The organism is Sphingobium sp. R-21 (assembly GCF_049913335.1).
GTDB lineage: Bacteria > Pseudomonadota > Alphaproteobacteria > Sphingomonadales > Sphingomonadaceae > Sphingobium.
Window position 1 is genome coordinate 2,410,045 of record NZ_CP184374.1, and the last position, 23,411, is coordinate 2,433,455.

General features: G+C 62.7%; 28 protein-coding genes. 15 read left to right on the plus strand and 13 right to left on the minus strand.

Annotation, left to right across the window (positions count from 1 at the left end; translation table 11 throughout):
- Positions 1-238 precede the first annotated feature (238 nt).
- The 9 genes from ACN9MX_RS11515 to ACN9MX_RS11555 form a co-directional block, all read right to left on the minus strand.
- Positions 239-2,560 carry an FtsK/SpoIIIE family DNA translocase gene (locus ACN9MX_RS11515; RefSeq protein ID WP_363827178.1) on the minus strand — a complete coding sequence of 774 codons (2,322 nt, stop codon included), beginning with the start codon at positions 2,558-2,560 and terminating at the stop codon, positions 239-241.
- Positions 2,561-2,738: 178 nt separating this feature from the next.
- On the minus strand, positions 2,739-3,230 hold the full coding sequence (locus ACN9MX_RS11520; RefSeq protein ID WP_363827182.1) for a GNAT family N-acetyltransferase: 492 nt from the start codon (positions 3,228-3,230) through the stop codon (positions 2,739-2,741).
- A gap of 10 nt (positions 3,231-3,240) precedes the next feature.
- Positions 3,241-4,170, minus strand: coding sequence for a DMT family transporter (locus ACN9MX_RS11525; protein ID WP_363739683.1), 930 nt, complete (start codon positions 4,168-4,170; stop codon positions 3,241-3,243).
- Between the two features lie 40 nt (positions 4,171-4,210).
- The gene (locus ACN9MX_RS11530) at positions 4,211-4,504 is read right to left on the minus strand and encodes a hypothetical protein (RefSeq protein ID WP_363827184.1); all 294 of its coding nucleotides are present in this window, start codon (positions 4,502-4,504) and stop codon (positions 4,211-4,213) included.
- The gene (gene ispG, locus ACN9MX_RS11535; protein WP_363827186.1) at positions 4,501-5,661 is read right to left on the minus strand and encodes a flavodoxin-dependent (E)-4-hydroxy-3-methylbut-2-enyl-diphosphate synthase; all 1,161 of its coding nucleotides are present in this window, start codon (positions 5,659-5,661) and stop codon (positions 4,501-4,503) included. The genes ACN9MX_RS11530 and ispG overlap by 4 nt, the downstream gene beginning before the upstream one ends.
- Before the next feature lie 51 nt (positions 5,662-5,712).
- A complete protein-coding gene (locus ACN9MX_RS11540; protein WP_363827188.1) occupies positions 5,713-7,017 on the minus strand; it encodes an OmpP1/FadL family transporter in 1,305 nt (434 codons plus the stop codon).
- Positions 7,018-7,413: 396 nt separating this feature from the next.
- Positions 7,414-8,808: a phosphoglucomutase/phosphomannomutase PgmG gene (gene pgmG, locus ACN9MX_RS11545; protein ID WP_363827189.1), complete on the minus strand. Its 1,395-nt coding sequence runs from the start codon at positions 8,806-8,808 to the stop codon at positions 7,414-7,416.
- A gap of 19 nt (positions 8,809-8,827) precedes the next feature.
- A complete protein-coding gene (locus tag ACN9MX_RS11550; RefSeq protein WP_363827191.1) occupies positions 8,828-9,274 on the minus strand; it encodes a DnaJ domain-containing protein in 447 nt (148 codons plus the stop codon).
- Positions 9,274-10,080 (minus strand): division plane positioning ATPase MipZ, encoded by an 807-nt coding sequence (locus ACN9MX_RS11555; RefSeq protein WP_363739694.1) that lies wholly within the window; start codon positions 10,078-10,080, stop codon positions 9,274-9,276. The genes ACN9MX_RS11550 and ACN9MX_RS11555 overlap by 1 nt, the downstream gene beginning before the upstream one ends.
- Positions 10,081-10,190: 110 nt before the next feature.
- Here ACN9MX_RS11555 and panC point away from each other — a divergent pair, with 110 nt between their 5' ends.
- Positions 10,191-11,036: a pantoate--beta-alanine ligase gene (gene panC / locus ACN9MX_RS11560; protein WP_363827193.1), complete on the plus strand. Its 846-nt coding sequence runs from the start codon at positions 10,191-10,193 to the stop codon at positions 11,034-11,036.
- 25 nt (positions 11,037-11,061) lie between these two features.
- On the opposite strand, the gene ACN9MX_RS11565 is transcribed toward panC, so the two are convergent.
- Both ACN9MX_RS11565 and hemE read right to left on the minus strand, forming a co-directional pair.
- Positions 11,062-11,502 carry a CopD family protein gene (locus ACN9MX_RS11565; RefSeq protein ID WP_133654465.1) on the minus strand — a complete coding sequence of 147 codons (441 nt, stop codon included), beginning with the start codon at positions 11,500-11,502 and terminating at the stop codon, positions 11,062-11,064.
- A gap of 14 nt (positions 11,503-11,516) precedes the next feature.
- Positions 11,517-12,578, minus strand: a complete 1,062-nt coding sequence (gene hemE / locus ACN9MX_RS11570; RefSeq protein WP_363827196.1) for a uroporphyrinogen decarboxylase — start codon at positions 12,576-12,578, stop codon at positions 11,517-11,519.
- A gap of 289 nt (positions 12,579-12,867) precedes the next feature.
- Between hemE and ACN9MX_RS11575 the strand changes: the two genes are divergently transcribed.
- The 11 genes from ACN9MX_RS11575 (at position 12,868) to ACN9MX_RS11625 (ending at position 19,946) form a co-directional block, all read left to right on the plus strand.
- Complete coding sequence (locus tag ACN9MX_RS11575) at positions 12,868-13,689, plus strand: pyruvate, water dikinase regulatory protein (RefSeq protein ID WP_133654467.1); 822 nt, start codon at positions 12,868-12,870, stop codon at positions 13,687-13,689.
- 3 nt (positions 13,690-13,692) lie between these two features.
- Positions 13,693-14,286 carry a Maf family protein gene (locus ACN9MX_RS11580; protein WP_363739701.1) on the plus strand — a complete coding sequence of 198 codons (594 nt, stop codon included), beginning with the start codon at positions 13,693-13,695 and terminating at the stop codon, positions 14,284-14,286.
- Positions 14,283-15,104 (plus strand): shikimate dehydrogenase, encoded by an 822-nt coding sequence (aroE, locus tag ACN9MX_RS11585; protein WP_363827198.1) that lies wholly within the window; start codon positions 14,283-14,285, stop codon positions 15,102-15,104. Before ACN9MX_RS11580 ends, aroE begins: the two co-directional genes overlap by 4 nt.
- 19 nt (positions 15,105-15,123) lie before the next feature.
- Complete coding sequence (gene coaE, locus ACN9MX_RS11590; RefSeq protein WP_363827200.1) at positions 15,124-15,717, plus strand: dephospho-CoA kinase; 594 nt, start codon at positions 15,124-15,126, stop codon at positions 15,715-15,717.
- Positions 15,718-15,749: 32 nt separating this feature from the next.
- The gene (gene dnaQ, locus ACN9MX_RS11595) at positions 15,750-16,442 is read left to right on the plus strand and encodes a DNA polymerase III subunit epsilon (protein ID WP_363739707.1); all 693 of its coding nucleotides are present in this window, start codon (positions 15,750-15,752) and stop codon (positions 16,440-16,442) included.
- Between the two features lie 94 nt (positions 16,443-16,536).
- Positions 16,537-17,133: a ribosome hibernation-promoting factor, HPF/YfiA family gene (gene hpf, locus ACN9MX_RS11600; protein ID WP_363739709.1), complete on the plus strand. Its 597-nt coding sequence runs from the start codon at positions 16,537-16,539 to the stop codon at positions 17,131-17,133.
- A gap of 117 nt (positions 17,134-17,250) precedes the next feature.
- Positions 17,251-17,718 carry a PTS sugar transporter subunit IIA gene (locus ACN9MX_RS11605; protein WP_133654473.1) on the plus strand — a complete coding sequence of 156 codons (468 nt, stop codon included), beginning with the start codon at positions 17,251-17,253 and terminating at the stop codon, positions 17,716-17,718.
- The gene (locus tag ACN9MX_RS11610) at positions 17,678-18,187 is read left to right on the plus strand and encodes a PaaI family thioesterase (protein ID WP_363739711.1); all 510 of its coding nucleotides are present in this window, start codon (positions 17,678-17,680) and stop codon (positions 18,185-18,187) included. Before ACN9MX_RS11605 ends, ACN9MX_RS11610 begins: the two co-directional genes overlap by 41 nt.
- Positions 18,177-18,527: a DUF1491 family protein gene (locus tag ACN9MX_RS11615; protein WP_363739713.1), complete on the plus strand. Its 351-nt coding sequence runs from the start codon at positions 18,177-18,179 to the stop codon at positions 18,525-18,527. The genes ACN9MX_RS11610 and ACN9MX_RS11615 overlap by 11 nt, the downstream gene beginning before the upstream one ends.
- 177 nt (positions 18,528-18,704) lie before the next feature.
- A complete protein-coding gene (locus tag ACN9MX_RS11620) occupies positions 18,705-19,352 on the plus strand; it encodes a cell wall hydrolase (RefSeq protein WP_363739715.1) in 648 nt (215 codons plus the stop codon).
- 99 nt (positions 19,353-19,451) lie between these two features.
- Positions 19,452-19,946 carry an MmcB family DNA repair protein gene (locus ACN9MX_RS11625; RefSeq protein ID WP_363827203.1) on the plus strand — a complete coding sequence of 165 codons (495 nt, stop codon included), beginning with the start codon at positions 19,452-19,454 and terminating at the stop codon, positions 19,944-19,946.
- Positions 19,947-20,022: 76 nt separating this feature from the next.
- Here ACN9MX_RS11625 and ACN9MX_RS11630 read toward each other — a convergent pair whose 3' ends face one another.
- Entirely contained in the window at positions 20,023-20,646 is a 624-nt protein-coding gene (locus ACN9MX_RS11630; protein WP_363827206.1) for an ankyrin repeat domain-containing protein, read from the minus strand.
- A 47-nt stretch (positions 20,647-20,693) separates the two neighbouring features.
- On the opposite strand from ACN9MX_RS11630, the gene ACN9MX_RS11635 reads away from it, so the two are divergent.
- Genes ACN9MX_RS11635 through ACN9MX_RS11645 form a run of 3 tightly spaced genes read left to right on the plus strand, consistent with a single transcriptional unit; the run spans position 20,694 to position 22,470 of the window.
- Positions 20,694-21,350, plus strand: coding sequence for an SCO family protein (locus ACN9MX_RS11635; protein WP_363739719.1), 657 nt, complete (start codon positions 20,694-20,696; stop codon positions 21,348-21,350).
- 3 nt (positions 21,351-21,353) lie between these two features.
- A complete protein-coding gene (locus ACN9MX_RS11640; RefSeq protein WP_133654478.1) occupies positions 21,354-21,779 on the plus strand; it encodes a YcgN family cysteine cluster protein in 426 nt (141 codons plus the stop codon).
- Entirely contained in the window at positions 21,760-22,470 is a 711-nt protein-coding gene (locus tag ACN9MX_RS11645) for a M48 family metallopeptidase (RefSeq protein ID WP_363827209.1), read from the plus strand. The genes ACN9MX_RS11640 and ACN9MX_RS11645 overlap by 20 nt, the downstream gene beginning before the upstream one ends.
- A 77-nt stretch (positions 22,471-22,547) precedes the next feature.
- Here the strand turns inward: ACN9MX_RS11645 and ACN9MX_RS11650 are convergent, their stop codons facing one another.
- A complete protein-coding gene (locus tag ACN9MX_RS11650; protein ID WP_363827212.1) occupies positions 22,548-23,396 on the minus strand; it encodes a rhodanese-related sulfurtransferase in 849 nt (282 codons plus the stop codon).
- Positions 23,397-23,411 lie beyond the last annotated feature (15 nt).

Below are 23,411 nucleotides of genomic sequence, written 5' to 3' on the forward strand. Positions count from 1 at the left end.
GAGGATGCCTGAAAGGCAGGGTCTTTTTCATCCAAATCCCGTTCCTTCGCAAATGCGAAGAACCGAGGGACGATTGCATGAAACGCAATCATCCTTGGAAAATCGCGATTTTTCTCGGCACTGCCGGCTTTTGGCGCGAGGCCATTTCGCGGAATCACACGCAAAAATCGGTTTCAGAGCGAAATGGGCAGTGGTTTTTTGGCATCAGGCCAAATGAAATTTTTCTGCACTCACGGCGTCAGAGCGGATTGCCATTCTCGTCACGCAGCACTTCGCGGCGGCCGACATGGTTGGGGGGGCCCACCAGCCCCTGCTCCTCCATCTGCTCGATCAGGCGCGCGGCACTATTATAACCGATGCGCAATTGCCGCTGGAGCCAGCTTGTCGACGCCTTCTGATTTTCGAAGACGAGCTGGCATGCCTTGCGGAAAAGCTGCGCATCCGGGCTGTCGTCGCCCAGATCCACGCCATCCAGCGCAAAACTGCCTTCCTCCGGCTCCTCGGTGACGGCGGCGATATAGTCGGGCTGGCCCTGGGCGCGCCAGTGATCGGCCACCACGCGCACTTCATCGTCCGACACGAAGGGACCGTGCACGCGCATCAGCCCCTTGCCACCATGCATGTAGAGCATGTCGCCCTTGCCCAACAGCTGCTCGGCGCCCTGTTCGCCCAATATGGTTCGGCTGTCGATCTTCGACGTGACGAAGAAGCTGATGCGGGTCGGCAGGTTGGCCTTGATGACGCCGGTGATGACGTCGACCGACGGACGCTGCGTTGCGAGGATGAGGTGGATGCCCGCCGCGCGCGCCTTCTGCGCGAGCCGCTGGATCAGGAATTCCACTTCCTTGCCCGCCGTCATCATCAGGTCGGCAAGCTCGTCCACCACGACCACGATCTGCGGCAGAGGCTGGAAATCGAGCTGTTCCTCCTCGTAAATGGGCTTGCCGGTTTCGGGGTCGTAGCCGGTCTGCACCCTGCGGCCGAGCGGCTTGCCCTTCGCCTTGGCCGCGCGGACCTTTTCATTATAGTTGGCAAGGTTGCGGACGGAAATCGACGCCATCATGCGATAGCGGTCCTCCATCTGCTCCACCGCCCATTTGAGCGCCCGGATCGCCTTGGCCGGCTCCGTCACCACGGGGGAGAGCAGATGCGGAATGTCGTCATAGGTCGACAGTTCCAGCATCTTGGGATCGATCATGATGAGCCGCAACTGATCGGGCGTCATGCGGTAGAGCAGCGACAGGATCATCGCGTTCAGACCCACGGACTTGCCCGAACCCGTCGTACCGGCGATCAGCAGATGCGGCATCGGCGCCAGATCCGCGATGATCGGCTCCCCCGAAATATTCTTGCCCAGGATGATCGGCAGGGTCGCTTCCTGTCCGAACTGCTCGCTGGTGATGAGTTCGCGGAAGGACACGCCCTCCCGGTTCGCATTGGGCAGCTCAATGCCAATCACGGTACGTCCGGGAATCGTCGCGACGCGCGCCGAAAGCGCGGACATGTTGCGCGCGATGTCGTCGGCCAGCGCGATTACGCGGCTCGCCTTGATGCCCGGCGCCGGTTCCAGTTCGTACATGGTGACGACCGGGCCGGGACGAACCTCGACGATATTTCCCTTCACATGAAAATCGTCCAGCACGGATTCGAGCAGACGGGCATTGCGCTCCAGCGCAGCCTTGTCGATCTTCTGCCCCTGGCTGGCGGGGGTCGGATTAAGCAGGTCCGGTGACGGCAGGGAGCTGTTTCCGAACAGGTCGTCCTGGCTGACCGGCGCCATTGAGCGTTGCACGGGCGCGGGTTTGGGCGTCTGGATATTGATCGGCGGCTTGGGTTCGTTGGTCACGGTCCGGCGCGGCGTCGCGACGCGCTCGAACAGCTCGTCATCTTCATCCGCATCGGCTACCAGCACAGGAGCAGGAAGAGCGAAAGCAGGCCGTGGCAGCGCCAGGCGTGGCAGCGACGGTCGGCGCAGCGCGATGATCGGCTTTTCAAGAGCGAGGCTGCGATACCAGAGGACAAGACCCGCGATCAGCGTCAGGACGATCAGGATGCCGGTGATCCAGCCCTGCGCGGCTGGAGCCTGCGCGGTCAGGCTGGCGACGCCGCGTGCCGTGACCAGCGCGATGATGCCGCCCCAGCCCGACGGCAGGCCGACCAGTGGATTGGTCTGGAACAGCGCCAGCGCGATACCGAGCAGCACGATGCCGGCAAAACATTTGCCGAACTGCGCCTTCCACCCGCTCATGTCCTGATCACCCCACAGCCGTCGTGCCGTAATCGCCATCAGCGGCAGCACCAGCGCCACTGGCACGCCCAGCAGCCAGAGCAGGAAATCCGCGACCCAGGCACCCGGCGCCTGCATGATATTCTGCACATGATCGCCCGCCACCGTGTTCATTGACGGGTCGCTCGGCTGATAGCTGAGCAGCGCCAGCGCCAGGAACAGGGTCGCCAGCAACAGCGCAATCGCACCGATCAGCGCGCCGCTGCGGATCAGGCTGCGTTTCAGCATTTCACGCCATTCCGGCGTGCGTTTGGCTCCGCGGCTGACAGCCATGGCAGTCCTTGTCCCCCAAATGTTCCGTTTCGGCACAATGCGCCGGGGAGGGAGTCTCCGTCAAGAGTCCGGCCCTCGGCTCGTCTTGCGGACTCCGTAAGAATCCTCGGGCACGGATCAGAACGACAAAAAAGCCTGGCGAAAGGAGGCGTTACCATGATTGCCACATTGCCGGACATCAGCGTGCAGGATGCGCTGATGCGAGGGCGGCGAGCGCTGCGCCATCGACGCGCTGCACCGTCCACTCGTCCATGGACCGCGCGCCCAGCGAGCGGTAAAAGGCGATGGACGGTTCGTTCCAGTCCAGCACCCACCATTCCAGCCGCGCGCAATCCCGCTCCAGCGCCAGTTGCGCGAGGCGCGAGAGCAGCGCCTTGCCTGCGCCCAGCCCCCGCGCCTCCGGGATCACGAACAGATCCTCCAGATAGAGGCCGGGTCGCCCCTCGAAAGTCGAGAAATTGTGGAAGAAGAGGGCAAAGCCGATCGCGCGCCCTTCATTTTCCGCGATCAGCACCTCGGCCATGGGACGCGGGCCGAACAGATATTTATCGAGGGAGGCGCGGTCGGCCTTCACCTCATGGGACAATTTCTCATAGTCCGCCAGGGCGAGAATGAAGGCGTGAATCGTAGCAATGTCGGAGGAAACAGCCTCGCGAATGGTGACGGACATGCTCTTCCTTTCAGGCAACGGACGGTTCGACATGGGGCGGTTCGGTCGGTCCTGCACGGGATGCGATGAGGCACCCCACCACGATCAGCAGCGCGCCAGCAAGGGTAGTCAGGGTGAGCCGTTCGCCAAAGGCAAGCCAGCCAATGACCGCCGCCCAGAGGAAAGCCGTATATTCCACCGGGATCAATCGCTGCGCCTCCGCCCGTGCATAGGCCCAGGCCAGCGCGGTGAGCGAGGTGAAGGCCAGCGTCGCGGACAGCAGCACCAGCGCCCATGACGGCGCGGCCGGCACAATCGGCATTTCCTGGGCAAGAACGGCGAAAAGGGAGAATACCGCCAGCATCACCACATGCTGGAAGAAGGCCACCTCGATCGGGGACGCAAGCTGCGCCTGCTGGCGCTGAAGGATCAGGTTCCAGGCGAATAGCACCGCCGACAGCAGCACCGCGCCCGCGCCCAGAAGTGCATTTGCATCATAGCTGCCCCGCATTCGCCCCGACAGGATGACGGCAACGCCGATCAGTCCCAGCAGAGACGCGCCAATGGCTCGTCGCCCGATCCGTTCCTTGAGCAACAGGGCGGCGAGATACAGGGCGATCAGCGGCGCGATGAAGGAAAGCGCGATGGCCTCGGCCAGGGGCATCCGCATGATCGCCCAGAAGAACAGGCTGGCCATGACCGCCACCACCGTCCCGCGCAGCATATGAAGTCGCAGCACGGTCAGATGGGGCCAACGTTGCCGCGTCAGCAGCATCAGCGCCAGTCCCAGCAGGCTCCCCGCCATGGCGCGCCAGAACAGCGCATTGAACAGGCCGATGGAAAGGCTCAATCCCTTCATGGCCGCATCCATCACCGAAAACAGCGCTACTCCGACGCAACAGACCGCGAATGCGAGGGGAAATGCAGTCGCCGATGCGGCGCGGTGAGTATCGCTGCCCATGATATGCCTAATGGATGCAGAGCGCGGTGAGCCGGCTCCGTCAGTCGCGGTTCTTCCAGATCAGGCGCCCGACAGTCAGTTCGTCGATCTGGAGACGGGCAATGCGCGCCCGGCCGATGCGCATGCGGCCGACGGCGACTGCGCCGATGGCCAGAGCGCCCAGAGCCATTGCACCCAATGCCAGCGCTCCAATCGCCAGGCTGCCGATTGCTCCGGTGCCCAGAGCGGTCGCGCCGACCGCTGATGCGCCTCTCTTCTCCACGACACGGCCAGCCGGCATGACCTTGCCCCGTTCCACCGCCTCTTCGTCAGCATCAGGCAAGCGGTCCGTCATTCCGCCGCTTCCGCCTTGCCTGCATCGGTCGTTTCGGCTTCCAGCTTCGCCGCTTCGATCTCCGCCGCCTTGGCTTCGACAAGGTTGACGATATGGTCGATCATGCCTTCGTCCTGGATCGTATGATCGGTGAGGCCGGACAGATAGACCATATGCTTGCCCGCCCCGCCGCCAGTCAGGCCGATGTCGGTTTCCCGCGCTTCGCCGGGACCGTTCACCACGCAGCCCAGGACCGACAGCGAAAGCGGCGTATGGATATGCTGAAGCCGTTCCTCCAGAGCCTGGACCGTGCGGATCACATCGAAACCCTGCCGCGCACAACTGGGGCAGGAGATGACCTTGACCCCCCGTGTGCGGATGCCGAGCGACTTCAATATCTCATAGCCGACGCGGACTTCCTCTTCCGGCTCCGCGGAAAGGGAAACGCGGATCGTGTCGCCGATCCCGGCCCAGAGCAGATTGCCGATGCCGATGGCGCTCTTCACCGTGCCGCCGATCAACCCGCCCGCCTCGGTGATGCCCAGGTGCAGCGGGCAGTCCACCGCTTCGGCCAGTTGCATATAGGCGGCGACCGCCAGGAAGACGTCGCTGGCCTTCACCGCCACCTTATATTCGTGGAAATCCTGATCCTGCAGCAGCTTGATATGGTCGAGCGCACTTTCGACCAGCGCCTCCGGACAAGGCTCACCATATTTTTCGAGCAGGTCTTTTTCGAGGGAGCCTGCGTTCACCCCGATGCGGATCGAACAACCATTGGCCTTGGCCGCGTCGACCACCTCCTTGACCCGCGCCTCGCTGCCGATATTGCCGGGATTGATGCGCAGGCAGGCCGCGCCCGCATCGGCGGCTTCCAAGGCGCGCTTATAGTGGAAGTGAATGTCGGCGACGATCGGCACGCGGGCAGCGCGGACGATCTGCTTCAGGGCAGCAGTGGACGCCTCGTCGGGGCAGGAGACGCGGATGATGTCCACGCCCACTTGCTCGCAGCGGCGGATCTGGTCGATCGTCGCCCTGACGTCATGGGTCGGCGTGTTGGTCATGGTCTGCACCGTGACCGGAGCACCGCCGCCCACCGGAACATTGCCGACCATGATCTGGCGACACTCTCGACGAGCAATATCGCGCCAGGGACGCAGGCCGGGATTATGGTCGGACATGAAAAAGGGGCTCCGTTCTGATGGAGCCCCTATAGGGATTATTGGATCAAGTTAGAAGCGTGCGGTGAGCGATGCGCCGATCTGGTCCGCATTGCCGCTGGTCTGAGACAGGGTGGTCGCCGTCACCGTCGCTGGCGCGGGATAATAGCTGTCGGGACGGATGATGTTGGCCTTTTCCACAAATGTATGGGCATAGCTGAGGTTCAGCGCAAAGGCCGGCGACAGGTTGAAGGTGGCGCCAGCCGTCAGCCATGCACGGTCGCCATCGGGCACGCGCGTCGTCAGATGCTGGGAATTGGTCGGCGTGCGGTCGAACATCGTGCCCGCGCGCAGCGTCAGAGCCGGGCTGACGTCATATTCCCCACCCAGGCTGACGCTGTAGCTGTCCCGGTAGTCCAGTTCCTTGTTGCTGGTACCGGTGGCGGTCGTGATGGCGATGCCCTTGAACGTCGACCAATTGTACCAGCGGGCGCTGATCATCGCCCGCAACCGGGGCGTCAGGCGATGCATGAAACCGACGGTGACGATGTCGGGCAGGTTGAGCGGCGCGGACGCGTCCAACTCGCCATTGGCCGCAGCGATCGGTCCAAGCAGGCCCGAAATGGTTTGCGTGCCGGTCAGCTTGTGCTTGATCGCGGAACGGTAGGAAATGCCGATATTGGTGTCGCCATTGGTGTAGAACAGGCCCGCATTCCAGCCGACGCTCCAATCATCACCCTTCAGTCGCGCGAAGCCGTCGGCGGGCGCCAGGGGAGAAAGCTGCGGCAGGGCGTTGGTCAGCGTCGCCTTCACATATTGTACATCGACGCCGCCGCCGATCGAGAAATTGTCGTTGAGCTTATAAGCCGCGCTGGGCTGGATATTATAGGTCTTGAGGTTGGTGTAGAGCGAGTCATAGCGCCCGAAAAACCCGTCGTCATAATCGAGCTTCAGCCCGAACGGGGCATTGACGCCAAGGCCCAGCCACAGCCGGTCGGTCGCCTGCGCCGTAATATAGAAGCTGGGAATGGGAATGACCTTTTCGAACGGCTGCCCGCCGTCATTGCCGCTTACCGGCACCCGTGCGCCAGGCAGGGTGGGAACGGTGCGATAGGTGCCGCGATTGGCCTGATGCGCGGACGCCATCAGCGCGATGCCGCCGATAGAGGTCTGGACGCCCGACAATTCCGTCATGGCCGCAGGATTGAAGTAGATGGTCGACGGATCGTCCGCCACCGCGCCCGCGCCTGCCAAGGCACGCCCGGTTTCCTTGGGCGCCTGCTCCTGAAGGTAGAAACCACCTGCCAGAGCCGGAACAGGTGCCGCGCATATGCCCGACAACAGGAGGCTCGCAAGGATGGGGCGGCGGAAGGGCATGGTGAATCCTCTCTTCAAACTCGTCACTGGCAAATGGCGTTCGCGGCAAAGTGATCCGCTCAAAGCCTCGCCCTATTAGCAATATGGTTAAATTTTCGTTCGAAAAGCCCTAATTTGCGCCGTTTCTCGGCGTCCGGCGGTCAAAATGCGAAGCGACGCTACGGCAGGGAGCGAAAAAGCGGACCCTCTGCAGGCAAAAAAAAGCCGCCCCGAAGGACGGCTTGAAAGTTTTAGGAGAGGATGCCTGAAAGGCCTTTTCCTTTTGCGGTGCAGCGCTTTATTTCGCAAATGCGAAAAGCTGATGCTTGGTTGCGTTTCATGCAATCGTCACTGGTCTGCATGAATTCCGTAACGTAAATCTGGCTGACAAACCGCGCCATTTTTTCCATTCATCCATCAGTGATCGGCTTCGGAAATCCGACTCACGCCCGAATCGGCCAGTTGCGCATCGATTTCCGCAACCAGGCGACCCAGACCTTCCTCGTCCTGCGCCTCGGCACGCGCCACAAGCGCATCCTGCGTGTTGGACGCCCGCAACAGCCACCAGCCATCAGCCGTGCTGACCCGCAGGCCATCGGTTTCATCCATGCTGGCGCCCAGGGTTCGCAATCGCGCCCGTACTTCCTCCACCACCGCGAATTTGCGGCTCTCCTCCACGGGAAAGCGGATTTCGGGAGTGTTGACCATGACGGGCATTTCGTCATGCAGGTCCGATACGCTGCGGCCCAGCCGGGTCAGCCCCCGAATAAGCCGGACCGCGGCATAAAGGCCGTCGTCAAAACCATAATAATCGTCCGCGAAGAAGATGTGACCGGTCATCTCCCCACCCAGGGGAGCAGCAATCTCCTTCATTTTGGACTTGATGAGGCTGTGCCCGGTCTTCCACATCAGCGGTCGCCCGCCCAACGCAGAGACCCGGTCGAACAGGGCCTGGCTGGCCTTCACATCCGCGACAATCACGCCATCGGGGTGATCCTTCAGCACCAGTTCGGCGAAGATTCCGAGCAACTGGTCGCCCCAGATCGTCCGACCCTTGCCGTCGATCACGCCGATCCGGTCGCCATCACCGTCGAAAGCCACTCCGAAATCGAGTTTCTTCGAACGGACAAGGGCCTTCAGCTCGGCCAGATTGGCCTCGACAGTGGGATCGGGGTGATGATGGGGAAAATGTCCGTCTATCTGGGTGAAAAGCACATGATGCTCACCTGGCAGGAGCTTGACGAGCTTGTCCACCACCGGCCCGGCCGCGCCATTGCCGGCGTCCCAGCCAATACGCCAGGCAGCGCCGTCGAACCGCTCCACCAGCCGCGCGGCGTATCGGTCCATGATATCGACCGTCTCAACCCGGCCGCCACGTCCGCTCCCCGTCTCGCTCCAGTCCCCCGCCGCAGCCATGGCGCCCAGATCGGCAATGGCCTCGCCAAAAAAGGCATCATGCTGAAGCACCAGCTTGAAGCCATTATGATCGGGGGGATTGTGGCTGCCGGTTACCTGAATGCCGCCATCTACATCCAGGACCGCTTCGGCATAATAGAGCATGGGCGTCGGGCCCAGTCCTATGCGCAGCACATCGGTGCTGGCGTCCTGAAGGCCCTGGACGACCGCCTGTTCGAGCGCCGGGGAACTCAACCGTCCATCATAGCCCACCGCGACCCTTGATCCGCCAGCCCGCATGACGATCGTCCCGAAACTGCGGCCGATGGCATAGGCATCAGCCTCGCTCAGCGTCCGGCCCATGACGCCCCGAATGTCATATTCGCGCAGGAGCGTGGGATGAAAGCGATGGGCCATGACATCCTCTCCCTTGGTTTCAGAAGGTTTTGTGACGCTGCGCTACTTCCTGGATCAACAGGTCACGCGCCGCATTGATCTGGGCGGCCAGCGCTTCGGTGCCACCCTTGTCCGGATGGACCGAGGCGATAAGCCGGCGATGCGCGGCGCGGATGGCGCGGGCATCGGCATCCGGCCCCACGCCCAGCAGTTTGCGGGCCTCGACGATCGCCTGCGGAGCAATGGTTTGCGTGGCGGGACCGCTCGATCGAGCCTTTGCCCTGCCCGGCCGGCTCCTGGCGGAAAAGAACAGCGCGGCACCAATCAGCAGCGGTGCACCGACCAGCGGCTTGCCCTTGGCCGCCATGACCGCGCCGACCAGAGCGGCACCCAGCGCCATCCCATCCTTTGCGGTCATGCGTTGCAATCGTCCCGTCCAGACAAGCCAGGCGGCAAGCCCGATCAAAGCCAGGGCAAGCAGACCCATCAGGCCGCGCCGAGGAGATCCATCGGCGCGACCTCGTCACGCGAGGGAAGGGCAAGGCCCGACACCATCTCGCGCAGTTCCTGCCGTGCGGCGATATGGCTGACGCCCAGTTCACCCAGATGCCCCTTGTCCAGCAGCGTCAAGCCCGACGGGAAGAGTTCGCGGAAGATCACGCGCTCCGACAAGCCTGGAATCACGCGGAAACCGACCCGGCGCGACAATTCCATCAGCGCGTCGCCCACCCGCTTCTTGTTGCGCGCATCATGATGCTGGACACGATTGCGCAGCACCACCCAGTCGATGGTGACGCCGTCGGCCTTGGCGCGGGTCTTGCGCGCCTCGAAGATCAGCTCGGAATAGAAGGAGAGCCGCTTCACCTTGAAGGTTTCGGCGTCGACCTGCCCGATCAGGTCGAAATCGACGAAGCTGTCGTTCATCGGCGTCACCAGCGTATGGGCGCGGGCAGCCATGTGACGGGCATAGTCATCGTCGCGGCCGGGCGTGTCGATGACCAGGAAATCCTTGTCCTGCGCCATCGCAGCGGCCTGTTCGTTCAGCGCTTCGACACTGTCGCCCGTGAACACCGCGAAATCGGGGGTAGGCAGGTCGATGGCACGGCGGCGCGCGGTGTCGGCGCGGTTTTCCATATAACGGGTGATGGTGCGCTGGCGCGGGTCGAGGTCGATCATGCCGACGCGATGACCCAATACCGTCAACGCGATGGCCGTATGCACGGCCGTGGTGGACTTGCCGGTTCCGCCTTTCTCATTGGCGAAGACGATATGGTGCGTTTGGGCGTTCGCCATCGGACCTTTGTAACCCCGTTGATTGTCGCAATGATTCTTGACCGTTTCAGCCGGTCGTGCCTTTAGCAGGATGTACCCCTGATAATGCCCTTATCGGAGCCGTTCCTGTCGTGCAAACCCTCCGTGACCTGCCTTCGCTGCGCACTGCTGTCGATACGCTGAAAAGCGACGGAAAACCGCTGGCGCTGGTGCCCACCATGGGCGCTTTGCATGACGGGCATATGGCGCTGGTCGAGGAAGCGCGCCGCCATGCCGGGCATGTCGCCGTGTCGATCTTCGTCAATCCGCGCCAGTTTGGCGTGAACGAGGATCTGGACGCCTATCCCCGGCGCGAGTCCAAGGACGCGCAGATGTTGCAGGCGGCCGGAGTGGACATCCTCTGGGCGCCGAGCGTCGAGGTCATGTACCCGGCCGGCTATGCCACCAACATCTCCGTCTCCGGCCTCACCGAAGGGCTGGACGGCGCGGCGCGACCGGGCCATTTCGACGGCGTGGCCACGGTGGTGACGAAGCTGTTCAACCAGGTCCGTCCCGATGTCGCGCTGTTTGGGGAAAAGGACTATCAGCAACTCGCCGTGATCCGGCAGATGGTGCGCGACCTGGACGTGCCCATCGAGATCGTCGGGGTGTCGACCCAGCGAGCGGAGGATGGATTGGCGCTGTCGTCGCGCAACGCCTATCTGACGGAAGAAGAACGGAAGGAGGCGCTGGCTCTGCCCCGCGCCCTGGGCGAAGCGGCCCGGCAGATGAAAAATGGCGCGACCGTCGAGGCTGCCCTCGCCAAGGCGATCACCTTGCTGGCGGCCCATGGATTCGACCCGATCGATTATGTGACGCTGTGCGACGCGGTGACTCTGGAACCGATGTCGGTGCTGGACCGTCCGGCAAGGCTGCTGGGCGCTGCGAAGATCGGCAAGACGCGGCTGATCGACAATATTCCGGTCGATCCGGCGTGACCAGGCACGCCAGATCTGATCGACATCAGAACGGCTTCACGATCACCGCGATAACGATCACGGCGGCGGCAATTCCCGGAACTTCATTCAGCAACCGCAACTGCTTCTCGCTGAGCGGACGCTCCCCTTTGGCCAGCTTTTTGACATAGCCTGCGATCCAGCCATGATAGGCCGACAGGCCCAGCACGAAGAGCAGCTTCAGATGGAACCAGCCGAAGTGCCAGGCGCCGATCTCCACCATCAGCATCAGGCCGAAGATCCAGACCAGGATGATGGACGGGTTGAGGATGATCCTGAGCAGCCGCCGTTCACGGTCGATCCATTTTCTATCCTCGTCGGACCCCACCGGACATTGCTGGTGATAGACGAAGAAGCGCGGCATCATGAACAGGCCCGCCATCAGGAAGATGACGAAGATGACATGCGCGGCTTTGACCCACAAATAGGCTGCTCCCAGATAAGGCATGGTCCAATCTCCCGCTATGACCGCGTCCGGCGCACATAGCTAAGCAGCGCTTCGACATGATCAATGGGGGTGTCGGGGAGAATCCCGTGGCCCAGGTTGAAAATGTGCGGTCGCCCGGCAAAGGCGGCACGGATGTTGTCGACGGCTTCTTCCACTGCCTTGCCGCCGGCGATCAGTGCCAAGGGATCGAGATTTCCCTGCACCGGCAATCCCTGCGGCAGCGTGCGGTTCGCCCAATGCGGATCGACGGTTTCATCGACGCCGACGGCATCGATACCTGTCCCCACAGCGTAATCCGCCAACTTGGCGCCGGCGCCCTTGGGAAAGCCGATCACGGGAATGGTGGGGTGGATCGCCTTCAGCTTCTCCACGATCCGCCTGTTGGGCTGGATCACCCAGCGTTCGAACTCCAGCGGGGCAAGGCTGCCTGCCCAGCTGTCGAAGAGCTGCACGGCCTCTACCCCCGCGTCGATCTGGCCGGAAAGATAGACGACCGTAGCGTCGATGATCGCATCGATGATCGCGCCGAATTTCTGTGGTTGCTGATAGGCGAGACGGCGGGCTGCACCCTGGTCCTTGCTGCCCTGCCCGGCAACCATATAGGTCGCGATGGTCCAGGGGCTGCCTGCAAAGCCGAGAAAGGTCACCTGGGGGTCCAGCGCCGCCCTGACCCGTCGCACCGTCTCATAGACCGCCTCGTAGCGGCTGAAGTCGGGTTTGAGGGCCGACAGTTCCGTTTCCGCCAGGACTGGGGCCAGCCGCGGGCCTTCCCCGGCTTCGAACCAGAGATCCTGTCCCATGGCATAGGGCACGATCAGAATATCGGAAAACAGGATCGCGCCATCGAAACCAAATCGCCGCAGGGGCTGGAGAGTCACCTCCGCCGCCGCCGCGCTGTCATAAACGAGTTCCAGGAATCCGCCTTTTTCGGCTCGCAAGGCCCGATATTCCGGCAGATAGCGGCCCGCCTGCCGCATCAGCCAAATGGGCGGCACATCGGGGCGCTCGCCTTTCAGGACTGAAAGCAACGGCTTGGCGGATGGCCCGTTCGAACGGCCGGCATCAGGTCCCGTCATAGACTCTCTTATATTTAGATTCAAAAAAGGATGATGGAGATAGTAGAGCGGTTGGCAGCGGGGTTTATGCGCTGTGCCCCGATTTGCCAACAACTTGACTCCTTGAGGCGGCTGATTCCCGTCCGAGTCAGTCCGTTTATTCCCATTATCCACAGCCTGTGGATCAAAATCACCGCCTGTTTGCGGCCTGTGGACAAGATTACCGGAATCGAGGAGGGCGATAAGGCGCTGATTTTCCCCGCAACCTATCCCTTGCTTTATCCACAGCCTCCCCACAGAGATATGCTTCATGTCGCGCATCCATCTCCACCTGCTTTCGGACTCTACCGGCGAAACGCTGGAAAACATTGCCAAGGCTGCGATCGGCGCTTTCGAGAATGTCGAAGCCGTACGCCATTTCTGGCCGATGGTACGCTCTGATGTCCATCTCGACCGCATCATGGAGGAGATCGCCGCCAATCCGGGCCTGGTTCTGTTCACCCTGTCCAATCACCAGCTTCGCCGACGCCTGGAGACGCGCTGCCGGGCGCTCGGCCTGCCGCATGTCGCCGCGCTGGACAGCGTGACTGACGCACTCTCCAACATATTGGGTCAGGAAACGCGCAACCGGCCGGGGCGCAAGCATATATTGGACGAGGCTTATTTCGCCCGGATCGAGGCAATCCAGTTCACCATAGCCCATGATGACGGCGTGGGTCATGAAAATTGGGAAGAGGCGGACATCGTGCTGGCGGGGGTGTCGCGCGCGTCCAAGACACCCACCTCCATCTATCTTGCCAATCGCGGATACAAGACCGCAAATATTCCGTTGGTGATCCAGTCGCCACCGCCGCGCAGCCTCTATACGCTCAAGCATCCGATGGTAGTCGGGCTGACCGTCAGTCCGGAACGGCTGGTGCAGATTCGCCGCAATCGCCTGCTCTCGCTGAACCAGGCACCAGAGACGAGCTATGTCCACATCGACAGGGTGCAGGAGGAGCTGGCCTTTGCCCGGCGCATGTTTGCGGACAATGGCTGGCCGGTGATCGACATGACTCGCCGTTCCATCGAGGAAGCAGCCGCCGCCATCATCAACCTGTTCAACGACCGCGTTCTGGCGGAAGGGAGTTAAGTCATGATCGTGCTGGCATCGCAAAGCGCGAGCCGCCGCGCGCTGCTGGAAGCGGCGCAGGTTCCGTTCGAGGCCTTGTCTCCCGGTGTCGATGAGGAGGCCGCCAGGGATGCACTGCGCGCTGACGGGCTGGATGCGCGGAAACTGGCCGATGCCCTGGCCGAACTGAAGGCGTTGCGCGTGTCGCGCCGGGTGCCGGGCGGACTGGTGTTGGGCTGTGACCAGACCCTCAGCCTCGACGACGGCACGATGATCGACAAGGCGGTCGACCGTGCCGATGCGGAGCGCATATTGAAGCTGCTTTCCGGCCGCGTGCATCATCTCCACAGCGCGGCGGTGATCGCCCTGAACGGCGAACCGATCTGGCGCCATGTCGAACGGGTGCGGATGACGGTGCGACCCTTGTCGGACGCGTTCATCGCGTCCTATCTCGATGGGGATTGGGAGCAATGCCGCTGGTGCGTCGGCTGCTACCGGATCGAAGGGCCGGGCGCGCAGCTTTTCAGCCGGGTCGAAGGCAGCCAATTTGCGATTCAGGGCCTGCCGCTGCTGCCTTTGCTTGACTTTCTGCGCATCCGGGGCGTTCTGGCGGCATGACCGATACGCTCCCCTATGCCGAAGTGATCGGTGATCCGATCGCGCACAGCAAATCGCCGCTGATCCATAATTTCTGGCTGGATGTGCTGGGAATAGAGGCGGAATACAGGAAGACCCACGTCACCAGCGAGGGTCTGGCCGCCTATTTCCTGGCGCGGCGGGCCGATCCGGACTGGCTTGGCTGCAACGTCACGATCCCGCACAAGATCGCGGTGATGGACTATACCGACGATCCGGGTGGGGTGCGTGACCGGATCGGTGCCATGAACACCATCGCCAGCGAAACGGGCGGGCCGTTGATCGGCACCAATACTGATGCTGGCGGGTTCCTGCAGCCTTTATTGCGTGATAAATGGAAGGGGCAGAGCGCCGTTCTGGTCGGCGCTGGCGGCGCTGCGCGGGCGATCCTGTTCGCGTTGATGAGCCTTGGGGTGCCGGACGTCACCGTCATGGCGCGTGATCCGGCAAAGGGGCAGGCATTGCTGGACCGGGCAGGATTCAACGGCCGCGTGATCGGCATGACCGATCCGCTGCCCCAGGCCGACCTGCTCGTCAACACCAGCTCGCTCGGCATGATCGGCCAGCCAGTGCTGGATCTGGATCTGGCGCCCCTGGGTGCCGAAGCGACGGTCTATGACATCGTCTATGCGCCGCTGGAGACGGAGCTGCTCAACGCGGCGCGAAGGAGGGAATTGAAGACCCTCGACGGGTTGGAGATGCTGATCGGGCAGGCGGCCCTGGCCTTCGACATCTTCTTTGATGCAGAGGCGCCCCGCGATCGGGATGAGGAATTGCGCGCCCTGTTGCTCGCCGCCTGATGTCGATGAAGATGATGGGATGAAGATCTATGGCCTCACCGGTTCCATCGGCATGGGCAAATCCGCCGTCGCGGCCATGCTGCGGCGGGAAGGGGTTCCGCTTTTCGATGCCGATGCGGAGGTGCATCGGCTGCAGGGTCCAGGCGGTGCGCTGCTGCCGGCGATAGAGGCGCGCTTTCCCGGCACGACGGGTGTCAAAGGTGTCGACCGGGCGAAACTGGGCGCCGCGGTCTTCGGTCATCCGCAGGAATTGAAGGCGCTGGAAGCCATTGTCCATCCCGCCGTGCAGCAGGGCCGCAAGGCGTTCCTGCAACGAAACCGATCGCGCAAGTTCGTCGTGCTGGACATTCCGCTGCTGTTCGAGACTCATGGCTATCGCAAGCTGGCAGGCGTCATCGTGGTCACGGCCCCGGCCTGGAAGCAGCGCAAGCGAGTCCTGGGACGGCCCGGCATGACCGCTGCGAAGTTTCGCCGGATTGTCCATCTGCAAATACCCGATGCTGAAAAGCGGCGGCGGGCCGATTATATCATTCATACCGGCACGACCTTCGCCGAAACACGCTTCCAGGTGCGCCGCTTGGTCGCTTGCCTTGGTGCGAAGACAGGCCGATAAGAGGGATCCGGCAAGAGTCGTTGTAGAGGGCGATGCGCGAGATTATTTTCGACACCGAAACGACGGGATTCGATCCGGCCTCCGGCGATCGTCTGGTCGAGATCGGATGTATTGAGCTCCTGAACCGGGTGCCCACGGGGCGCACCTTCCACGCTTATTACAATCCGCAACGGTCCATGCCCGCAGCAGCGGAGGCCGTTCATGGCCTTTCGGACATATTCCTCAAGGACAAGCCGCTTTTCATACACGGCGCGGAGGAACTGCTCGCCTTTCTGGAGGACAGCCATCTGGTCGCGCATAATGCGCGTTTTGATTTCGGTTTCCTCAACCATGAACTGAAATTGTGTGGGTTGCCCGAAGTGTCGATGGATCGGATGATCGACACCGTCGCCATAGCGCGGCAGCTCCACCCTGGCGCGAAGCACAGCCTTGACGCGCTCTGCACCCGCTACGGCATAGACCGCAGCCATCGCATCAAGCATGGCGCCCTGCTCGACGCCGAATTGCTGGCCCAGCTTTATATCGAATTGACCGGCGGCCGTCAGATCGGCCTTGGTCTTGCACAGGAGGAAGAGAAACTCGTTATAAATGTGGAACTTGCGACGGAAGTCGCGGTTCGCCCTGTTCGTCCCGCGCGCATTTTTTCAGCAAGCGCGGAGGAGCTGGAGCGGCATGCAGCGTTCGTCGCAACGCTGGAAAAGCCGCTCTGGCTTGAGGAGGCCTGAATCGGGCATCCCCGTCCGGGATGCACAGCCTTCAGGCCTCCACGCCAACCGGGCCGTCATCCCGGGCGGTCCGGCAAGAATAAGGAGAAGGCATATGGATATTCGTGTTTCCGGACATCAGGTCGATACGGGCGACGCGCTCAAGGAGCATGTCTGGTCCCGTCTGGAGGCCATGGCCGAGAAATATTTTTCCCGCGCGCTTTCCGCTCAGGTCACCTTTCGACCAGCTCCGCACGGCGCCTTCCATTGCGACATCGTCTGCCATGTGATGACCGGCCTGATCCTGAAGGGCGCGGGAGAGGCGCAGGAGGCGCATCCGGCCTTCGATCAGGCGGCCGAACGGATCGAGAAGCAATTGCGCCGCTATCTGCGTCGCCTGAAGGACCGCAGCGCACAGGCGGCCGCGGCCGAGGCAAGCCGGACCAATGGATATGGCGTTGAGGAGCTGGATGGCGCCGGCTACACGATATTCGCTTCCCCGGCCGATGAGGAGGAACCGGCAGAAGCACCACTGATCGTTGCGGAAACCCGGGTCGACATTCCCGAAGCCAGCGTGTCCGACGCAGTGATGATGCTCGACCTGCGCAACACCAACGCGCTGTTGTTCCTCAATGCGGGGACGGCGGCATACAACATGGTTTATCGCCGGCACGACGGTACCATTGGCTGGGTGGAACCGCGGCTGAGCTGAACGCCTCCCTGGCCGCCGGTTGACCTGGCTCTGCTGGCGGCCTATGGGGCCGGACTTTAAAGATCCGGGCGTTGCGCCATTTTTCCGAAGCTGGGCGCGGCTCGGCTGGGATTCGGCATGGTTCATTTCAATGATATCGTCGCACCGGATGCATTGGGCACCGCCCTTTCGGTGAACGGCAAGAAGCAGTTGTTCCAAAAAGTTGCGGCGCTTGCCGCGCAGGCCTACGGACTGGCAGCCGACCTGGTGGCGGAAGCTCTGCTGGAGCGTGAGAAGCTCGGTTCGACGGGTTTCGGCGGTGGAGTGGCGATTCCCCATGCCAAGATTCCCGGCCTCCAGAAAATGAGCGGCGTGGTCGTTCTGCTCGACCCGCCGGTTCCCTTCGACGCGGTGGACGAGGCGCCGGTGGACATCGTCTTCGCGCTGCTCTCTCCCGTCGATTCGGGAGCGGAGCATCTGAAGACGCTGGCCCGCGTTTCCCGCTACCTGCGTGACGAGGGGCAGGTTGCCCGGTTGCGCGGCGCCAAGTCGACGGCGGCCCTTCATGCCCTGCTGGCTGGTGGCGAGGCGCGTGACGCGGCCTGACCCGGTATCGCCGGCCAGCACCTCGCCCAGTGGCGAGGCCGCGCATTTCCGGGCGCTTGAGAGTCTCTACCGTTCCGCACCGATCAACCGGCTGTTCCGGTCCGAATTGACGATTCCCGAAGAGGGCCGCTCGATCATTCATTTCGACGTGGACGAGACGCAGTTCCACGCCGCCGGCGCGGTGCACGGCACGGTCTATTTCAAGATGCTGGACGATGCGGCCTTCTACGCGGCCAACAGCCTGGTGAGCGACCGTTTCCTGCTGACTACGAGCTTCAACCTGTTGTTCACCCGCCCGATCGGACCTGGCCGGATCCGGGCTGAGGGGCGCTGGATCAGCGGCCGGCGGCGCGTCTATGTGGCGGAAGCCAGCCTGATCGATGCGGACGGCGAAGAGGTTGGGCGCGGTACGGGCACCTTCATGCGGTCGCAATTTTCCCTCTCGTCCCTGCCGGGTTATGCCGGCTGATCCACCCGAGGCGCGACTGACCAGCGTGATGCTGGTCGGTGTCCTGATGCGGCGCTGCGCGGCGGAGGGCGGTTTTGCCACGGTGTTGGTGAAGGGCGATGCGATCAGCGGCGTGATTCTGCTCCAGCTGCTTGAAAAGAGCCGGGAACAGGGCCTGTTCGAGCGCGTTCCTGATTATGCGGGCGGCTACCGGCTGGTCCGCTGCGGTCCGGACCCGGAAAAAGGGTCAGAGGCCATGGCTCAATATATTGCGCGCCGCCGCGGTTCGGACCCCGACCTGTGGATAATAGAGCTTGATATCGTGGATGCGGAACGGTTCGCCGCTGAAACGATCTGTTAATCGTTGACTCCCTTTCCGCGCGCGGGCAGAGGCCTCCGACGCTTTCAACGCGCAGGTTGCCGGCTTCGTCCATGGGGGGCGGATGCGGTAAACACGCAGACGGGGGGCGGCCGAACGTCGGTGTTTCAGGGGTTTTTTTGACGTTCCCGGCCAAGAACCGCACGATTTTGAGTTGTAATGAGTTTTCGTCTGAAGGCTGCGATCGTCGCGGCATTTACCCTTTCCGCCACAGCGGCGGTGACCGCGGCCGACATGTCGAGCGCTTCCGAAGCTGCTCCATCGACCGTCTCCCTTCCGGGAACCAATGAGCTGAATCCAGCTCCGGCCGGTGCAAAGCCCGCCGTCACTTTCGCCGCGCCGCACGAAGTCGTGCAGCCGCTGGCCCCCCTTTCCGACAGCGCCGATGTAAAGGCCGATGATCTCGCCGCGCTGGTAAATGCCCAAGGCGCGCCCGAGGATGTTTCCGGCGACATGAAATGCCTGGCCGGCGCCGTCTATTTCGAATCCAAGGGTGAGAGCCTGGAAGGCCAGTTGGCCGTTGCCCGCGTCATCATCAACCGCGCCAAGTCCGGCCGCTTTGCCGACAGCCTGTGCGGTGTCGTCTATCAGCGGGGCCAGTTCAGCTTCGTGCGCGGCAATGGCATGCCGCCCATCCGCCTGGGCAGCGAAAGCTGGCGTGAGGCCGTCGCCATCGCCCAGATCGCGATGGAAGATGGATGGAACAGCAAGGCTGAGGGTGCTCTCTTCTTCCATGCCCGCCGCGTTTCGCCGGGCTGGGGCAAGCATCAGCTCGCCGCGATCGACAATCATATCTTCTATCGCTGACTGTTTCGCGCTGAGCGCGCAGGGGGTGATGAAGGGCCGGTTCGGGTGATCCTGAATCGGCTCTTTCCTTTTGTTCCCTTCCTGTTCTAAGAACCCGACATGGAGTCCGATCTTTCCGACAGTTGTTCGCCCCTTGCAGATGGCACGGCATTGGCCGTGGCGCGGGGAACGCTGCGCCTGTTCTTCCGGCATGATATGAGCGGGATATTGGAAGTGCCGCTGCCCAATGGCCGCCGCGCCGACATCATGGCGCTGGACGGGGCGGGCAGAATCACCATTGTGGAGATCAAGTGCAGCCGCGCCGACCTGTTGGGTGATATGAAATGGCCTGATTATTTCGACTATTGCGACCGTTATTTCTGGGCGGTGCCTTCCGGCTTCGACCTGTCGCTCTTTGATAGCGAGGCGCTATGGCCGGGGCGAACGGGACTGATCGTCGCGGACCAATATGATGCCGAACTGGTGCGACCGGCCCCGATGGAACCGCTGGCGGCGGCGCGACGGAAGGCGGAAACGCTGCGCTTCGCCAGAAGGGCAGCACGGCGCCTGACGGCGCTGGCCGATCCGGATCATACGGCTGAAACGGGATGGTAGTCTGTTCTGGACGCAACCGGGGGGTTCGAAGCCATTCCCGTCGGCGCGCGGGGAAATAACCAGTTTTGCCTGGATATCAGAACACCGGCCCCTGCACCGGTCCCTTGGGCGCGGCCGTCGTCTTGGCAGCGCTCAGGGCCTCCGTCAGGCCCGGCGTCCGCGAATCCCGCGCGGCATAATCCCGCGCCGACATGCCGGCGATCGTGTCGCGCTTGTCCGGATTGGCGCCTTGCGCCACCAGCAGCCGGACCAGTTCGACGTCGCGCAGTTGCACGGCGCGGATCAGGGGGGTTTCGCCACTTCCATTGGCCTTGTCGACCTGCGCGTTGAAGCTGAGCAGGCTGCGCACGCCTTCCTCGAAACGGGCCTGCACCGCGTCCATCAGCGGCGTGTTGCCATTATTGTCGGTGAGGTTCGGGTTGGCCCCCTTGGCCAGCAGGAAGGTCAGCCATGTATTGTCCCGCCGTGCGACGACCAGGTGCAGTGCGGTATCGCCTGACGTGACGTCGCGGCTGTTGATGACGGTCGATCCCGGCTTCTGGATCAGGTCGGTCACCTTCTGCCCGTCGGCATCCTTGACCGCCTTGAGAAAATTGTAATTGTCGGAAAACTGCGCCTGCGCCGCAACCGGCGACAGCAGCGCCAGAGTCAGGGCGGCGGCACGGCCAACCCCCATCCAAGCCGGAAAACGTCCTGTCATTCTATCCATAGCCCCGTTGGGATTTGCAAATCGGGCCATAGCAGGGCATGGCTGGCGGCGCCATGAACAAAGCGCTGATTTCGCTCGCCCTGCCGCTGACCGTCCTGCTGGCAGCCTGCAATATGGGGGCCGGAGGCAATGCATCAAGCGCTGACGAAAGCGTCCAGGGCGATCTGCATGGCGCGCGCATCGGCGCGCCCTTCACCCTGACCGATCAGGATGGCGGGAAGGTCCGCTGGGACGATTTCAAGGGCAAATACCGCCTGGTCTATTTCGGCTACACCTATTGCCCAGATGTCTGCCCCGTTGACCTGCAGCGGATCATGCAGGGTTTCACCCGGTTCGAGAAGGAACGGCCCGCCCTGGCGGCCAAGGTCCAGCCGATCTTCATCAGCGTCGATCCGGATCGGGACACGCCTGCCGTCCTCAAAACCTATGTCGCTGCCTTCCATCCCCGCCTGATCGGCCTGACCGGTACGCCTGACGAAATTGCCAGGGTGGCGAAGGACTTCGTGGTCCTGTACAATAAGGAAGAGGCCAAGGGCGCCAGCGGCTATCTGGTCAGCCACAGCCGGACGCCCTATCTTTTCGATGGTGATGGCGCGCCGGTCGCGCTGGTTCCGGTGGACGATCCGGGAACGCCGGACGTGGATGAGGGGGAGCCGGCAAAGGTGACGGCTTTCCTTGAAAAATGGGTGAAGTGACGGTTGGACTTCTGGGAAAAGCCCCTCGACAAACTGGATCGCGGCGAGTGGGAAGCGCTGTGCGATGGTTGCGGCAAATGCTGCCTGCACAAGGTCGAGGACGAGGATAGCGGCCATATCTACCCCACCAATGTCGCTTGCCGCCTGCTGGACCGGCACAGCGGGCAATGCTCCAACTATAAGGACCGCCGCCAATTCGTGCCCGATTGCGTGCGATTGACCCCGGCGAAGGTGAAGACGATAAGCTGGCTGCCCCGCACCTGCGCCTATCGGCTGCGTGGAGAGGGAAAGCCGCTGCCGCAATGGCATTATCTGATCTGCGGCGATCGGGAAGCGGTGCACCATGCGCGGGAATCCGTGCGCGGCTGGACGATCGCCGAAGCGGATGTCGGCGATTGGGAAAATCATCTTGTCGACAGAGAGCTCTGACGCGGTCCTGATCGTCGATGGCGTGGCCGTTCCCGTGCGGGTGCACCGCTCGGCGCGGGCAAAGGCCTATCGATTGTCGCTGGATCATGCGCGCGGTGAACTCAGGCTGTCACTGCCCAGCCGGGCCAATCTGAAGCGCGCTCTCGGCTGGGCGCAGGAACATGAAGGCTGGGTCCGTTCGCAAATGGCGCGAAGACCCGCGCAAGTGATGCTCCGCGACGGCGCCGCCTTTCCTCTGGAGGGGCGGGAGGTGCGCATTTGCTGGGTCGAGGGCGCCTCGCGCGTGATCCGGCTGGAAGAGGATCGACTGCTCCTTGGTGGCGCGACCGAATCGGTGGGCCCGCGTGTCCTGCGCTGGCTGAAGATGCGGGCGAAGGCTGTGCTGGAGACCGAGAGCCATGAAATGGCGCGGGACCATGGGCTGATCGTGGCGTCGGTCGGCATTGGCGATCCGCGCAGCCGCTGGGCGAGCTGTGCCTCCAGCGGAATGATCCGCTATAGCTGGCGGCTGATCCTTTGTCCGCCGGGAGTGCGGCGGGCCACCGTCGCGCATGAACTGGCCCATCTGCTGCATATGGACCACAGCCCCGCCTTCCACGCGGCGCACCAGCGGATCCTGGGGGAAGACCCCCGACCGGCACGTAACTGGCTGCGGACCCATGGATCGGCGCTGCATCGTTTCGTCGTGTGACAGTCGCTGGGAAGGAAGTAGCGCTATCTCACCGCCACCTTGGCCGAGGGCCATGGAAATACCATCGGGCCGATCCTCTACACTTGGTTCCGGTGCGGCCAGACCCCGGACCCATCCGCCGGGCAATCATGTGCAGTCTCGCGACCATGAGGCAGCCCGCAGGCGCGGCAGGTGACATAATCCCCTGCCTTCAGCCCATGGCCCACCGCCACCCGCTCATCGAAGACATAGCAGTCGCCGCGCCACAGGCTTTCCTCTTCCGGCATTTCCTCCAGATAGCGCAATATGCCGCCGCGCAGGTGATAGACCTCCTCAAAGCCGCGCGTGCGGACCAGAGCGGTCGATTTCTCGCATCTGATGCCGCCCGTGCAGAACATGGCGATGCGCGGTTTTCGGCCCTGCTCGCGGAGCTTTTCGGCGAAATCGTCGAACCATGCGGGAAAATCGCGAAATGAGCGGGTACCCGGATCGATCGCGCGCTCGAAACTGCCGACCGATATTTCATAGCCGTTGCGCGTATCGATCACGACGGTGTCCGGATCGGCGATAAGGGCATTCCATGCCGCCGGATCGAGATGCTTGCCCGCCTGATGCGCCGGATCAAGATCGGCAGCGCCCATCGTGACGATCTCTGCCTTCACCTTCACCTTCATGCGGGCGAAGGGCGCTGTATCGCTATGGGCATATTTCACGTCGAGATCGGCGCAGCCGGACAAGGCACGGATATGCGTCACCAGCCTTCCAATGGCAGCTTCATTGCCGGCCACCGTGCCATTGATCCCCTCTCCCGCGACGATCAGCGTGCCGCAGGTACCGATTTCTGCGCAGAGCAGGCGCAGATCGCGGGCAATCGCCTGCGGATCGTCGAAGGACGCGAAACGGTAAAGCGCAGCGATGGTGAAAGCGGATTCCATGCCAGCGCCCATAGCCGCTTCCTCGCC